The sequence below is a fragment of the Solirubrum puertoriconensis genome (assembly GCF_001483135.1).
In the GTDB taxonomy this organism is placed as follows: domain Bacteria; phylum Bacteroidota; class Bacteroidia; order Cytophagales; family Hymenobacteraceae; genus Solirubrum; species Solirubrum puertoriconensis.
This window is the reverse complement of the sequence record NZ_LNAL01000008.1, coordinates 64,610-78,380: the sequence shown is the minus strand read 5'-3', so window position 1 is coordinate 78,380 and position 13,771 is coordinate 64,610. Positions and strand designations below refer to the sequence as shown.

Below are 13,771 nucleotides of genomic sequence, written 5' to 3'. Positions count from 1 at the left end.
ATTTCTTCCGCATTCTCTCCTTTATGACCTCCAACAAAAGCATTTTGGGCCTGGCTGCCGTAGCTCTGCTGGGTCTGGCTTCGTGCAGCAGCGAACCTTCGGACTGGCGCGCCGACAAAAAAGTATCGGTTGATATGGTGCCTCCAGGTACCCGCGAGTCGTACGATTTCGACCAAGCTACCGACGCGCCGAGCCAGCACAAAGGCGGCGCTATCGAGAAGCCAGCCAACTCGCAAATGGAAGTAGAGCAGACGCTGGACCCCGCCCGTGGCCTGCCCGATAAGCCGCAAGCCGATGCCGCCAGTACGCCCGACGCGGCCGGCGGTGCAGGTAATAAAGTAGGCGAGGCCAACACTCCGGCCCCCACCGAGACCCAACACGACCTGAACAACAAGGAAGGCGTACAGAAGCAGAACTAAGCTTCGGCCCACGCCCCAGTTTGTTTGCTAGAGCGCCCCGGCGCAGCGCTGGCATGCCCGCCAGTGGCTGCGCCGGGGCGCCGGTGCGTGCTGGCTAACCCCTAAAGCGGCTCGGCTGCTTACTCCGCCTTATTGCCTTCTGCCTTATGGCACGATCCTACGCCGAATCGGCCGAGTGGTTCAGCACTTGGTTTGACTCGCCCTACTACCATTTGCTGTACCAGCACCGCAACCACGACGAAGCCCGTGAGTTTCTGGATAAGCTATTGGTGCACCTGCATCCTAAGCCGAAGGAGCGCCTGCTCGATTTGGCCTGCGGCAAGGGCCGCCATGCCATTTACCTAAATGAGCATGGCTACGACGTAACCGGCATCGACCTCTCGCCGCAGAGCATCGACCATGCCCGGCAGTTTGAGAACGAGCGGCTGCACTTCTTCGTGCACGATATGCGGGCGCCCTTGCCCGAGGGGCCCTTCGATTTTATCCTGAATCTGTTTACCAGCTTTGGGTACTTTGATGAGGAAGCCGAAAACGTGGTGGCGCTGCGCAACGCAGCCGATGCGCTGCAGTTCGGCGGCAAGCTCGTCATCGATTTTATGAACACCGAGCGCACTGTACGCGAGCTGGTTGCGCACGAGCAAAAACAGGTAGAGGGCACGCTGTTCCGCATCGACCGTCACCTCGACCGTGACTTTATCGTTAAGGACATCCGGTTTACCGATGCCGCGGGCCGGGAGCAGCACTTTCAGGAGCGCGTGCGGGCCCTTACCATCGACCGATTCAGGGAGTACTTCTACCTCGCGGGCCTGCGCCTAGGCGAGGTGTTGGGCGACTACGACCTGAACCCTTACATCGAGGCCGAGAGTCCTCGTATGATCTTCATTCTTAAAAAGTAACCGCGCCCCGCGCGCGGTGCTGCAGCTTCTCCGCCATGCTCGTAGCTCTTTTGCTGCTGTTCGGAACGGTGCTTGGCGCCGGCTGGCTTACGCGCTTTGTGCCCACCAGCCACACCATTTGGCTTCGTCCGTTGCTGGCGTTTAGCGGTGCTTACCTAGTTACGCTCACGCTTACGCACCTGCTGCCCGAGGCCATTGCCCTCGATGGCTCGGCGCACCGCGTGGGGTACTTTTTGCTAGCCGGCTTTTTTGGCCAGTTGGTGCTCGAGCTGTTTTCGCAGGGCGTGGAGCACGGCCACCAGCACGTACACGCCGAACATGCCCATGCCGGGGTACCGTGGCTGCTGCTTAGCTCGCTTACGCTACATGCTTTCTTGGAGGGCAGCATTTTGGTGCGCCAGCCGCACACCGAGGTGCCCGGTGGCTTTTATGCCGTGCTGGCTGGGGTGGCGCTGCACCACATACCAGCCGCTTTTGCCCTGATGGCGGTGCTGGTAACGCGCCTTGGCAGCTTTGGCCGGGCCTTACCCTGGCTGATGCTGTTTGCGGCCGCGGCGCCCCTAGGTGTGCTCTGGAGCCACTACAGCGGTTTGAACCCACAGGAGCAGGGCGGCTGGTACCCGGCATTGCTGGGCTTGGTGAGCGGCAATTTTCTGCACGTGTCTACTACCATTTTGTTCGAGGTCAGCCCCGAGCATAAGATTAACGTGCGCAAGCTGTTGGCTACGCTCCTAGGTGCGGCGCTGGCTTTACTAGCAAACAGCCACTAGGGTTAGTTAATGAGTTAGCGAGGGTAGGAGTCTAGGAGTTCTATTCCGACAACTCTTAAACTCGTGATTCACAAAATAGCAAGCTGAAAAAACGCCTTAACTAATCCACATCGGTAGAGGGGTGGCGGCGTACCCAAGCCTCGAGCTGGGTAGCACGAGCTGTTTGGCGGCGCAGCTCGTATTGCAGCTGCAACATGCGCTGGCGCATGTTTAAGATTAGATCAATGCCTTCGGGTGGGAGGTGCAGCTCGTGGTGCAGGCGCGCAATACGGGCCAAGTGCTCGGCCTCGTCTTCGATAAGCGGCTCGGCGGCAGGTTGCGGCTGCAGCCGCAGCCATCCTAGGTCGGCCAGTTCCTGCAGCGCCTCTTCGGGAAGGCCATAAGCAGTGGCGCAGTCGCGAAAGGAAAGGGTGATGTAGCGCATGGTCATGGTGATGGGCTGGATTAGGAAGGTTGGCTTACCTCTTCGCCGCGGAGCTGGGCCAATTGCTGAAACAGTTCACGCTCTTGTGCCGAGAGGTGCTGGGGCAATTGCACTTGCAGGCGCAGGTACAAGTCGCCATGCTGGCCCGCGTGGCCGTACACCGGAAAGCCCTTGCCCCGCAGGCGCAGGCGGGTGCCGTTGGCCGTTTCGGGCTTAATTTTCACTTTCACCGGGCCACCTAGGGTTTCCACCACCTGCTCGCCACCCAGGAGGGCTTTGTACAGACTTACGGGCACATCCATGGTCAGGTCGGGGCCGGTGCGTACGTAGCGTGCATCGGGCTGAATGCGGAAGGTGATAAGCAACGAGCCGCTGGGGCCGCCGTTGCGGCCGGGCGCTCCTTGGTCGCGCAGCCGAATGGTTTGGCCATCCTCCACGCCGGGCTTAATGTTGATGCGTAGTCTTCGCTCGCCCACCACCACGGTGCGCGGGCCGCCGTGGTATGCTTCGTCGAGGGTAAGCTCCATTTCGGCCTGCAAATCGTGGCCGGCGGCGGGGCGCGCAGCGCGGGCGTGGCCGTGGCCGCCCATGCCCCCGAAAAAGGAGCTGAAGAAGTCGGAAAAGTCGCCGGCATCGGCAAAATCGTGGGCACCACCGAAGCCGCCAAACCCACCGCCCTGGTTGGCATACTGCGACCAATCGAAGCCACCTTGCCCGCCAAAGCCGCCGCGGCCGCCCGCTTGCTGATAGCGCTGCCAGTCGGCGCCCAACTGGTCGTACTTCCGGCGTTTGTCGTCGTCGCTGAGTACTTCGTTGGCCTCGTTCACCTCCTTAAACTTGCGCTCCGCCTCGGCGTCGTTGGGGTTTACATCGGGGTGGTACTGGCGCGCGAGCTTGCGGTAGGCCTTCTTGATCTGGTCTTTGGTAGCGTTTTTCTCAACGCCCAAAATCTTGTAGTAGTCTTTGTATTCCATGGCCGGCAGGGCTGCGCGTGGGCTAGGTGCTTATCGGCTGCCAAAGACGCGAGCAGCCGCCAGAGTTCATAATTCGAGGGCAGTTGGGTTTAGGTTGCTTTTTTCGAAGGGCTAGGTGCAACCAAGCTGGCGCGTTTATTGCCTCTGGTTACCACCACGTTCTGGGCGAGGCATTGCGCAAGCGGTAGTAGCATGGTAACGTGCCAGTAGTTAACTTCAATGCTCTCTCTGCATTCCTACCCACACATGAAAATTCTCTTCTCGCTCCTGACCCTAGGTGCCTTGGCCCTCACGCTGTCGGCACAGGCTCAAACCCGGCCGGCGCCGCGCAAAGCGGCTACCCCCGCGCCACGACCCGTAATGAAGAACGCCGGCGTTAAAGACGGCGTAACCATGCAGCAAGGCAAGGTAATGGTGACCGAGCACGGCCACACGGTCGAGCTGACCGCCCCTAACATTAAGGATTTCCCAAACGGTACCAAAGTACAGGCCGATGGCGTAGTAGTAATGGCCGATGGCAACACCTCGCAGCTGCAAGAAGGCGATTACATGTCGCTGAGCGGCCGCATTACCACAGCCCGCATGAAGGCCGAACAGGACAGCCTGATGCAAGCCGTAAAAGCAGGTCAATCCGGTAAAGCCAAGGTTAAATCAAAGCGCAAAGGCTAAACCGTATTTGCACTCCGCCCATGCACAAGAGCCCGCAGTTGCTGCTGCGGGCTCTTGTGCGTTTTCGTACCTAGGGTAGAACTTAGGAAAAGGTGTAGTCGGCCAGGATGTCGCGGGCTTCGGCATCGTCGCGCGCTTCTACCACCTCGTCAATCACAAACTGAACTTCCTGCTCCGTCCAGCCTTGTTGTTCGGCGGCTTTGATGAATTGGCTGAGAACCACAAACCGCTCGGCAGTGGCGGGCGGCACAGTCCATTTTACTTTTTTACGGATGCGCATGAGGTTGAAGGAGAAAGTAGATAGCTAACGGGCAGCGCTGGCTTGGCGCACCACGCGCACTTGCACCGGCGCCACGCCTGCCTTATCAACCCCAATTTTACGGGCGGCTTTCTTCGAAAGATCAATTACGCGGCCTTTTACGTGCGGGCCGCGGTCGTTGATGGTCACTTTTACCGAGCGGCCGTTTTGCTGATTTGTAACGCGCACCACTGTGCCAAAAGGCAAGGTTTTGTGCGCCGCTGTGCGCTTGCCCGGCCGGTAAGGCACGCCGCTAGCCGTTTTGCGGCCATCGAATTTATCGGCGTAGTACGAGGCTTTGCCGGTTTCGGTGTAGGCCTTGCTGCCCGCACAGCCCACCAACAGGCTGGCACCTAGGGCCAAGGAGAAAAACAATCGGGAGTAAGCAGATACCATAAGCAACGAACACAAGCTCAACCGAAGCCTAAAATAGACCCGTATGGCGGATTGTTGCTAACCGACGAGCCAAAACCCTGCCGGAAGCTCGGTTGCCTCGGTGCCACAGGGGGCACTAGTTGGCCTGGCCGGCCGGAGAACCCGCCGCATCCGGAATGCGCATCGAAAGCAGCTGCTCATAACTGCCCTGGTACACGTTGAAGTCGACAGCACCGCGAATACCCGGAATGTAGGCCTCGTCGGAGTGCTGCCAGATAATCCATTTATCGCGGGGCAGGCTGGGGCGTTCCACTTCGTAGTGGGCCAGCCACAGCGGGTATTTATCGAAGTGGCCGGCTAGGTAACGCTTGTAGAAGCTGTAGTTGGAGTATAGGATAGGCCGCACGCCGTAGTGCCGCTCCACCAGGCGCAGCCAAGTAGCTACGTTGCGGCGCATCACGGCCACGTCATGAAACTCGGGGTGCTCCACATCGAGCACGGGCGGCAGGTCGCCGGTACCTAGGGGCACGGTGCGCACAAATAGGTTGGCCTGGTCGGTACCGTCGTAATTGGGCTGAAAGTAGTGGTAAGCGCCGCGCACGATGCCCGCCTGCTTGGCCGCGCCCCAGTTCCGCTGAAAACGCCGGTCGCGCAGGCTCACGCCCTCGGTAGCTTTGATGAAGGCGAAGCGCACGTTGTGGCGCGATACTTCGTCCCAATCGATGCGGCCCTGGTACGACGACACGTCGATGCCGTGGACCGAGTAGCCCGAAAGCAGCGGGGTTTTTTCGCGGCCCGTAAGCTGCTCCGCCGTGAAGGTGGCCCAGGCCCGGCGGGCGTAGCGGTGGATCTGGCGGCGGTAGTGCCAGTAAAAAGCACCCGTGCCCAGCAGCACCACTACCAGCGTCCAGAGCGCAGCCGGCAGCCACGAGCGGCGCTTCGGGGCCGGGCGGGGCCGGGGCGAAACGGGCACAGAACGTCGGGTACTTGGCATGAGGTAAACGGTGCTAAGAGCGAAGATAACGCCAACACGGGCGTAACTCGTGCCCAGCAGCGGCAGCAAATGGCTTGGAGGTGCAATCATCGGCGGCTGCTATCTTGGCGGTATGGCTACCGACGTACAACCCAATTCTGATGGCTCCAAAGCATTTCTTGCTGGTTTAGCGGGCTTTGTGGCCTTCGAGGTACTTGCGTATTTCCTGCTTAGCTGGGTTGTATCGGGCCTGGGCGAAAGCAACCAGTTTCAGCCCGAAAACACCATTGTGCGCAATTGGGTGAAAACAACCGCCTTTTTGTTGCTGCACCTGGCCCTGATGATTGCAGCCCTGTTGGTGCTCAGCAACATGCTGCCGCGTCAATACCGCGGGCAAATCATGCGTTGGTTCTTGCTTTCGCTTGTAACCATGTTCTTTCTGCTCTGGCCGTTGTTTGGGTAGGGCGGTAGTGGTTGTTCGTTTCGCGTTGTCAGTCGACTTTATCTGAGCGTCATGGCGAGCTTGGTGAGGCATCTTGCGTGCTGACAGCAACCAGTGGCTGTCGTCCTAAGCTAAGCGTAAACCAAAACTTCGGCTGTTAAACCCCAAGCTTCTAAACACAAAAAAGCCACTGCTGGGCTGCAGTGGCTGTGAAACCATGGGTGTCGGTCGGTCCCGACGTTATGTAGAGCAATGAAGAGCTAAAGGCACCGGCGCTCATGGGCGCGAGCTTAGCGGCGCTTGATGTTGATTTCGCGGCTGCGGTCGGCAGGGTCCTCGTACGGAATGCGCACGCGCAACTCACCGTCTTGATGCACGGCATCGATGCGGGTAACATCAAGTGTTTCGGGCAGGTCGAACGTCTGCACGAACAACGGCGCCGCTAGCTTGTCTTCGGGCGAGTGGCGGTACTCAGCAAAAACGCTCAAGGTATTGTTGTTGAGCACCACGTGGAACGTCTCGGGTTGTACGCTTGGAGCCGACACCCGGATGACCACGCCCTGCTCGCGCTTATGCACTTTAACCTGCGCCTGCGCTACCCCACCACCTAGGGTGTTCAGCAAGTCGAGCTGGGGAGCGATGTTGTGCAGGAATTGTTGGCTTATGAGCTTCATGATGTAAGTCGTCCTTCTGTTTGTCAGAGGGTTATAGGCAAACTATGTACCAACTCTAAATGTAGGCGTGCCGAATAGTTGGCTTGCCACATTGGCCGGATTTGGCAGTTTACCTGTGCCAAACGCGCGCCAGCTTGGCAGCCAAAACCCTAGGTGTGCGTATAGGCTAATGCCCACCTAACAAACTCCTGCCTATGCTGCCCCTCCACGATTTTGCTACCACCCGCACGGCCCGGTATGCTTTGCTCGGCGAGCCCGGACCGGGTATCCGCAGCGTGTGGTTTTGCTTGCACGATGCCGATCAATCCGTAGCCGATCTGGCCGCGCAGCTAACGCCTATCGATACGGCCGAGCGGTTGCTGGTCTTGCCCGAGGGGTTATCGCGCTACACCGTGCCGGGCAACAGCATGGCCGAGGTACCGCACATAGCGGCTGCGTGGCTAGCGCCCGGTAGCGGTGACTTACTGCCCGACCTCACTGACCTCACCGCCTACCTCGACGCCCTGGCCGAGCACATCCTGGCGCAGTGCCCGCCCGATGTCAGCTGCACTGTGCTGGGCTACGGCCAAGGCGCCGCTGCCGCCTGCCGTTGGCTTAGCGGCAACCGCCTCAACTACGAGCGGCTGATTTTGTACGCCGGAGTATTTCCGCCCGATTTCGACCGCCGCGCCACGCTGGTTAGCCTGCCCGAGCGGCCCGTAACCGTGGTAGCCACTACCGTGGATACCTACACCCCTGAAGCCGCCGGCGACGGCCTCGTGCAGGACTTACTTGATGTGGGCCTGCCGGCCACATTGCGCCTGGTTACACCCGGCCCCATTACCCTGGCCGCCCTAGGTCCGGCGGCCGATGGGCAATCGGTAGAGCATAACCCCACACCTAGTCCTGTTACCTAGCAAACAAAAGGCACTTCCTCCAGCGGAGAAAGCGCCTTTTTGCATTCACAAACTAGCAATAATCAGGAGCCTACGCCCGAGCCGCGCATGGTGCCGGCTCCGTCGTCGGGGTGGCCGTCGCCGTAGCTGTCCGAGGCCGAGCTGGCGTTGGTCCAGGAGCCGCCAGCATTGGTTTGGCCGCCCATTGTGGTGTTTGGTTGCGAGCTGCCGCTAGCGGGTGTGCTAGCCGAGGCCGTGGCACCTTGGTACGAACGAGCGGCCTGCTCTTGCTGTATGCCCTGGTCGGTGTGCTGATGGCCGTTGCCTACTTCTCCTCCTCCCGAAACATCAACCGCCTGCTGGCCCATGCGGGCCGATACCTGGCCGGTTTGGAGGTTGTTTTGTTGCTGCTGGCCGCCCCGAATCTGTACTTGGTGCCGCATGGTTTTCTGCTGATCCTTAGGCACGGTAATGCGCAGCACGCCATCTTCGAAAGTAGCCTCAATGCCCTGGCCATTAGCTACGTCGGGTAACTGGAAGGAACGCTGAAACGAGCCGTATTGGCTTTCCATCATGTGGTAACGACGGTCGTTACGCTCGTTTTGCAGGCGCCGCTCGCCCGAGATGGACAGCCGGCCTTGCTGAAACTCCACCTTGATGTCTTCGCGCTTCATGCCCGGCAACGAAGCCTCTATTTCGTAGCTCCGCTCGGTTTCGTACGCATCCACGTGCGGCATAAAAGCATTCATGCGGCCGCGCGTGTTCAACGAATCGTTGAAGAAACGATCCAGCATCGACGAGAAGCTCTGCGGTATCATGTCGCCGAATGACTCGGAATAACGTTGAATAGCCATGGTACTTAGCGTTTTAAGTTGGGAAGAAGACAACATCGGAACTCCGGTGCGGCACTGCTCGAAAGCTTGATTACCACCGGAGTAGCTGTTTTGTTTCTGAGCAAAGTGCTTTCCAAACAAAAAATAATGCCATGGTGTCAGCTTGTATGTACAAGCTGACTGTGGCTATTCTGTCGCAGCGTCAGGCTGGGTTAAGCTGGCAGCTGAAAATACGGGTTCTCGATGATTCCGAAGAGGTTACCAAAAGGATCTTGCACGGTGCCGAGTAAAACGCCGTCTCCTACATCGCGTATGGGTTCGTGCTGGTGGGCACCTAGCTCGAGCAGGCGCTGGTAGGCCTGCTGGGCATCGGCCACTCCCCAGTAAGCGGTAGGGCCGCACTGGCCTGCTACGGGGCCATCGGGGTCAAGGCCCAGCTCGTAGCCGCCCACGTTGTAGCCCACGTAAAACGGCTCGTCGAAATACGGCTCTTGCCCCAATACTTGGCTGTACCATTGCTTGGCGCGGGCCAAGTCGCCCACGGGGTACACCACCGTGCGTAATCCTTGAATCATAAGAAAATAGTGCGGTTAGGCAGCCGACTACGGCTGCCGCACCAAAGTAATAGCGTAGGCTAATGCTTGGCGTACCAGAGCCGATTACTTTTGCTCTTTGCCTCCGCCGGCAGCCGCCAACCGGGTTTACTACCTAGGGCTCGGGCTTGGCCAAGGCACATTGCTTAGTTGTAGCCGCACCCCGCAACCATGGCCGATAAACGTAAAGCCGCATTGGGCTTCATTTTCGTTACGCTGCTCATCGATGTAATCGGTTTTGGCATCATCATTCCGGTTCTGCCCGATCTGATTCGGCAGCTCACGGGCGGCAGCATCAGCGAGGCGGCCCAGTACGGCGGCTGGCTGGTGTTTGCGTTTGCCGTCATGCAGTTCTTGTTTTCGCCGGTGCTGGGCAACCTGTCCGACCGGTACGGGCGCCGGCCAGTGCTGCTGATTTCGCTGTTCGGCTTCGGGCTCGATTATATATTGCTGGCGTTTGCGCCCACCATGGCCTGGCTGTTCGTGGGCCGATTAATTGCGGGCATTACGGGTGCCAGCATGACTACCGCCACCGCCTACATTGCCGACGTAAGTCCGCCCGAGGATCGGGCGCAGAACTTCGGCATGGTGGGTGCGGCGTTTGGCCTGGGCTTTATCATCGGGCCGGTGATTGGGGGCGTGTTGGGCGAGCTGGGCCCACGCGTGCCCTTTCTGGCCGCGGCGGGGCTTACTTTCCTTAACTGGCTCTACGGCTACCTGGTGTTGCCCGAGTCGCTGAAGCCAGAGAACCGCCGGCCTTTTGAGCTGCGGCGGGCCAACCCCATCGGCTCGCTGCGGCAGCTGCAACGCTACCCGGTGGTGCTGGGGCTGGTTGGCTCGCTGGTATTCATATACATCGCGGCCCATGCCACGCAAAGCACCTGGTCGTACTATACCATGGAGAAGTTTGGCTGGAACAAGGCTTGGGTGGGCTACTCCCTGGGTGTTGTGGGGCTGATGGTGGCGTTGGTGCAGGGCGTACTCATACGCTACATCAACCCGCGCCTAGGCGCGGCACGCTCCATTTACCTAGGTATGGCGTTGTACGCCGTGGGGTTTGCCTTGTTTGCATTTGCCACCGAGGGCTGGATGATGTTCGCGTTTCTGGTGCCTTACTGCCTAGGTGGCATTGCCGGGCCGGCGCTGCAGGGGCTCATTTCGTCGCAGGTGCCTGCCAACGAGCAAGGCGAGCTGCAGGGTGGGCTTACCAGCTTGGTAAGCGTTACCTCCATCATAGGTCCGCCCCTGATGACTAACTTGTTTGCCTACTTCACCGGGCCGAAAGCGCCGGTTTACTTTCCCGGAGCACCATTCCTGACGGGCGCGGTGCTCACGGTTATCAGCGTGTTGCTGGCCCGGCGCTCGTTGCGCAAAAACTTGCACCAAGCGGTGCCCACTGCCCCGGAGCAGGTGCTTGCCGAGTAGAACTGCAGCGCCGCTCCTTTTGCTGCTTATTTCTTTCCCGAACTGCCATCCGCATGCTGCACATTCGCCGCGCCACCCCTGCCGATTTGCCTGCTATCCTGAATGTTGTGCGCCGCGTGGTGCCGCTAATGCAAGCCGCGGGCAATTACCAGTGGGAGGCCGATTACCCCAACGAAGCCGTATTCCAAGCCGACATCGAGCGGGAGCAGCTGTGGGTGGCCGAGCTAGCGGGCCAAGTAGTGGGCGTGGCAGCCCTAACCACCGACCAAGACTCCGAGTATGCCCAAGCCGATTGGGATGCTGCCGAACAAGCAGTGGTTACCCACCGCTTGGCCGTCGACCCCGAAGTGCAGGGCAAAGGCATTGCGGCTGCCTTGCTGCAACAAGCCGAGGTGCTGGCCGCCGAGTGGGGGCTGCGCAGCCTGCGCGTGGATACGAACTCGGAGAATAAAGCCACGCAGCAGCTCTTTCCAAAGCTGGGCTACCGCTTTGCCGGCGAAATTACGTTGGCCTTTCGGCCGGGACTGCGCTTCTACTGCTACGAAAAGCGCCTAGGTGCCCCAGCACACTAGACTACCTCGAAGGCCAGATCGAGGCAGATGGTCTCGATGGCCTCTTCGCCGGTATTGGCAATGAGGTAAAGACAATCGTCGCAGCCACCGCCGTATACGCGGCCTTGGCTATCCATCAGCAACACCAAATCCTCGGCGTAGGCTTGCCCGATAATTGTAAAGCCACCCGAGCCCAAGCGCTTCATGCAGTCGGCTAGTACGTTGGCGCTGGTTTGGCTAGCTAGTGCTTGTGGCACGTTGAAATGCAGCGTGGAAACGCTGCCGTCGCTGCGCAAAAAACGCAGGAGTAAGCCGCCAAATTCGCTCAGGAACCGGTGCGCAGCCTCCTGCCAAGGATACTTGCTTGCGCGAATGGCTGCGGCATAACGGTTGGTGTCCACATTTCTCCCTTCGTACCAACCTGCCTCTTGCAGCAGATGTAGGACTTCATCCGAAAAGCTGATCATTCTTTCTCTGCGGCTCCTTGAGATATAGCTAGATAGCTAAGTTAGCAGAAGAATTTATTCCGCAACTAATGCGGCCATTTCAATGCACCATCAGCTGAAAAAAACAGATGTGCCGACCGACCCGCGGGGCTAAGTTTAGCTCGAAGTGCCGAACCACTTGAACAGGCCTCGGCTCATTTCGCGTAGCCGAATCCAGTACGAAGCCGATTGTGGCTCGATGGCTGGTGAAACTGGCATCGGCTGATCGGTTTGCGCGCGCTCCGAGCTGGTTGCCGGCATTACGCTGGGTACCGTACGCGTAGCCGGGGTGCTTCGCTTGTTTCGCGTTTTGGCGACGCGGGCCACTGCCGCCTTGCTGGCCTTGCTCTTGGCTACCACCGGCGCTGCCGGCGTGGTGAACTCGAGCACGGGGCTGCCTTCCAGTGCGTACACTGGGTGTTGTCCCGTCGCCTCGCTCTGGTTGTACTCAACGAGGCGGGCGTAATACGTTTTGCCGGGCTGCAAAGCGCGCACCGTTACCAGGCTGTCGGCGCCCGCAGCCACTACCGAGCCGCTGCCCAGTATGGCCCCCCGGCCAAACGAAACATCGGCTACGTAGTTGGTGCCGTCCTGCGGCATTTCCTTTACAGGTCCTTTTTCTTGCAGCACCAGCAGGCGGCCGTTGCCATTGCCGTTGTGCCAGGTAAAGCGGGCACTGGTAGGGCTTAGGTTGGCTAAGCGCAGGTTGCTGGCGTTTCGCTCCGGCGGAAATAGATCGTATGCGGGCCAGGTGTTGGTGCTGTTGATGCACTCCCAGCCCAGCTCCTCTAGGTCGTTCCAGAAGCGGTTGGTAGTGGAGCGGGCGTTTAGCAGAATGGCCCAGGTGTAGCCCGAGGCAGTACGAACCACGCAGCTGGCAGTGCCATCGAGCGAGCCGGTGTGCCACCACGTGGTGCGGTCCTTGTTCACGAGCCAGCCCTTGGCGTAGCGGTGGTTCGGCTCGTGCGAGGTTATCATGGTATCGATGGTGGCAGGCAGCAACAGGTCGGGGCGCGTGGGCGAGCCATCAACGGCCAGCATCAGGCGTACCAAGTCGCGGGCCGAGAACAGCCAGCCGCCGTGGGCGTTCATGGCTTCCAGGTTCCAGCCGCCGTAGGGGTACAGCACGCGCTTGCCCGTGCCGTAGCACGACTCTTTGTAATCCTTGCTGAAGTACTCGGCTTCGCGCTCCAGCTTATCGGCCAGCAGGTTGTGGCCTAGGTGGGCTTCGCGCACGCCGCTGGGCTCCAGGATATTCCGGCGCACCCAAGCTTCGTAGGGTTGCCCCGTTACGCGCTCGATAATCTTGCCCAATACGATGTAGCCGATGTTGGAATAGGCAAAGCGGCTGCCGGGCGTAAAGTTGAGGCCCTTGCCCAGCAGGTAGCGCACCAGCGTAGAATCAGGTACGGGGTTGGGCACCTGCATTACGGCGGCTACGTGCAGCGGAAAATCGATGGGGTCGGAGCTGCTGAAGCCATCCACGCCGGCGTTGCGGTTCCAGCCGGCGGTGTGCTCGAGCAGCTGCTGCACCGTGATGTCGTAGATGCGTTCATCTTCGATTACACCGGTGTAGTAAGGGGTGTTGAGGTAGCCATCGGGGCCGAAAGCCTTGCGCGTGAGCTGCACCTGGCCATCTTCTGCCAGCTTCATGATTGCCACCGCCGTAACCGGCTTCGATACGCTGGCTACCCGCAGCAGGTGCGAAGGTTGCATTGATTCGGTGCGCTCTAAGTTGGCATGGCCAAACCCGCGGGAGTACACTAGCTTGCCTTGGCGGCTGATAGCCACCGTGGCGCCTGGTATTTTCCAACGTTGCATAAACCGTTGTACCGCCGCGTCGCACTGCGCCAACTCCGGATCAGAAACCCCCGTTTGCGCCACCGCCGCCAGCGACCAAAGCCCTAGCAGCACCGTAAGCCACTTCTTCACTAACCCCGCTTAATGTATAAGTTGTACAAACTCGTTGGCGGCTCCTCATCAAGGCTTCGAACCGTTTAGCAAGTTTATTATATAATTCCGGGATTGTGGTAATAGGTTAGGAGGATAAAATTGTATGTTTTAAAGCATCTGTTCCCATCTATATAATATTGGA

18 protein-coding genes are annotated in these 13,771 nt (G+C 59.4%); 8 read left to right on the top strand and 10 right to left on the bottom strand.

Translation table 11 applies throughout. The annotated features are described in order from the left end of the window. Nucleotides 1-23 precede the first annotated feature (23 nt). The 3 genes from ASU33_RS14470 to ASU33_RS14460 all read left to right on the top strand — a co-directional run bounded on the left by ASU33_RS14470 (nt 24) and on the right by ASU33_RS14460 (nt 2,085). The gene (locus ASU33_RS14470; protein WP_059071578.1) at nt 24-419 is read left to right on the top strand and encodes a hypothetical protein; all 396 of its coding nucleotides are present in this window, start codon (nt 24-26) and stop codon (nt 417-419) included. Between the two features lie 146 nt (nt 420-565). Next, the gene (locus ASU33_RS14465) at nt 566-1,315 is read left to right on the top strand and encodes a class I SAM-dependent methyltransferase (RefSeq protein ID WP_059071577.1); all 750 of its coding nucleotides are present in this window, start codon (nt 566-568) and stop codon (nt 1,313-1,315) included. Nucleotides 1,316-1,350: 35 nt separating this feature from the next. Next, nucleotides 1,351-2,085 (top strand): ZIP family metal transporter, encoded by a 735-nt coding sequence (locus ASU33_RS14460; protein WP_059071576.1) that lies wholly within the window; start codon nt 1,351-1,353, stop codon nt 2,083-2,085. Nucleotides 2,086-2,185: 100 nt separating this feature from the next. Here the strand turns inward: ASU33_RS14460 and ASU33_RS14455 are convergent, their stop codons facing one another. Then, entirely contained in the window at nt 2,186-2,509 is a 324-nt protein-coding gene (locus ASU33_RS14455; protein WP_160328203.1) for a chaperone modulator CbpM, read from the bottom strand. Between the two features lie 20 nt (nt 2,510-2,529). Continuing rightward, nucleotides 2,530-3,483: a DnaJ C-terminal domain-containing protein gene (locus tag ASU33_RS14450; protein WP_059071574.1), complete on the bottom strand. Its 954-nt coding sequence runs from the start codon at nt 3,481-3,483 to the stop codon at nt 2,530-2,532. Between the two features lie 246 nt (nt 3,484-3,729). On the opposite strand from ASU33_RS14450, the gene ASU33_RS14445 reads away from it, so the two are divergent. After that, nucleotides 3,730-4,152, top strand: a complete 423-nt coding sequence (locus tag ASU33_RS14445) for a DUF6799 domain-containing protein (RefSeq protein ID WP_059071573.1) — start codon at nt 3,730-3,732, stop codon at nt 4,150-4,152. A gap of 82 nt (nt 4,153-4,234) precedes the next feature. Here ASU33_RS14445 and ASU33_RS14440 read toward each other — a convergent pair whose 3' ends face one another. From ASU33_RS14440 to ASU33_RS14430, 3 genes are all read right to left on the bottom strand, one after another. Next, nucleotides 4,235-4,432: a hypothetical protein gene (locus tag ASU33_RS14440; protein ID WP_059071572.1), complete on the bottom strand. Its 198-nt coding sequence runs from the start codon at nt 4,430-4,432 to the stop codon at nt 4,235-4,237. A 24-nt stretch (nt 4,433-4,456) separates the two neighbouring features. Further along, nucleotides 4,457-4,846 carry a septal ring lytic transglycosylase RlpA family protein gene (locus ASU33_RS14435; protein ID WP_059071571.1) on the bottom strand — a complete coding sequence of 130 codons (390 nt, stop codon included), beginning with the start codon at nt 4,844-4,846 and terminating at the stop codon, nt 4,457-4,459. Between the two features lie 115 nt (nt 4,847-4,961). Then, nucleotides 4,962-5,798 (bottom strand): glycoside hydrolase family 25 protein, encoded by an 837-nt coding sequence (locus ASU33_RS14430; RefSeq protein WP_059071570.1) that lies wholly within the window; start codon nt 5,796-5,798, stop codon nt 4,962-4,964. A gap of 133 nt (nt 5,799-5,931) precedes the next feature. Between ASU33_RS14430 and ASU33_RS14425 the strand changes: the two genes are divergently transcribed. Then, nucleotides 5,932-6,261, top strand: coding sequence for a hypothetical protein (locus ASU33_RS14425; RefSeq protein ID WP_059071569.1), 330 nt, complete (start codon nt 5,932-5,934; stop codon nt 6,259-6,261). Between the two features lie 269 nt (nt 6,262-6,530). Here ASU33_RS14425 and ASU33_RS14420 read toward each other — a convergent pair whose 3' ends face one another. Beyond that, on the bottom strand, nt 6,531-6,914 hold the full coding sequence (locus tag ASU33_RS14420) for an Hsp20/alpha crystallin family protein (protein ID WP_059071568.1): 384 nt from the start codon (nt 6,912-6,914) through the stop codon (nt 6,531-6,533). Nucleotides 6,915-7,108: 194 nt separating this feature from the next. Here ASU33_RS14420 and ASU33_RS14415 point away from each other — a divergent pair, with 194 nt between their 5' ends. Next, complete coding sequence (locus ASU33_RS14415) at nt 7,109-7,810, top strand: alpha/beta hydrolase (RefSeq protein WP_059071567.1); 702 nt, start codon at nt 7,109-7,111, stop codon at nt 7,808-7,810. 62 nt (nt 7,811-7,872) lie between these two features. Here ASU33_RS14415 and ASU33_RS21035 read toward each other — a convergent pair whose 3' ends face one another. Further along, entirely contained in the window at nt 7,873-8,643 is a 771-nt protein-coding gene (locus ASU33_RS21035) for an Hsp20/alpha crystallin family protein (protein ID WP_078063158.1), read from the bottom strand. Nucleotides 8,644-8,834: 191 nt separating this feature from the next. Next, nucleotides 8,835-9,197: a VOC family protein gene (locus ASU33_RS14405; protein ID WP_059071566.1), complete on the bottom strand. Its 363-nt coding sequence runs from the start codon at nt 9,195-9,197 to the stop codon at nt 8,835-8,837. Nucleotides 9,198-9,386: 189 nt separating this feature from the next. Between ASU33_RS14405 and ASU33_RS14400 the strand changes: the two genes are divergently transcribed. Then, nucleotides 9,387-10,640 carry a TCR/Tet family MFS transporter gene (locus ASU33_RS14400; RefSeq protein ID WP_059071565.1) on the top strand — a complete coding sequence of 418 codons (1,254 nt, stop codon included), beginning with the start codon at nt 9,387-9,389 and terminating at the stop codon, nt 10,638-10,640. Nucleotides 10,641-10,693: 53 nt separating this feature from the next. Continuing rightward, nucleotides 10,694-11,212 (top strand): GNAT family N-acetyltransferase, encoded by a 519-nt coding sequence (locus tag ASU33_RS14395; protein ID WP_286130568.1) that lies wholly within the window; start codon nt 10,694-10,696, stop codon nt 11,210-11,212. Here the strand turns inward: ASU33_RS14395 and ASU33_RS14390 are convergent. Both ASU33_RS14390 and ASU33_RS14385 read right to left on the bottom strand, forming a co-directional pair. After that, entirely contained in the window at nt 11,209-11,658 is a 450-nt protein-coding gene (locus ASU33_RS14390; protein WP_059071564.1) for an SUKH-3 domain-containing protein, read from the bottom strand. The two genes, ASU33_RS14395 and ASU33_RS14390, sit on opposite strands and share 4 nt — an antisense overlap. 135 nt (nt 11,659-11,793) lie before the next feature. After that, nucleotides 11,794-13,608 carry a serine hydrolase domain-containing protein gene (locus ASU33_RS14385; RefSeq protein WP_059071563.1) on the bottom strand — a complete coding sequence of 605 codons (1,815 nt, stop codon included), beginning with the start codon at nt 13,606-13,608 and terminating at the stop codon, nt 11,794-11,796. Nucleotides 13,609-13,771: the final 163 nt, after the last annotated feature.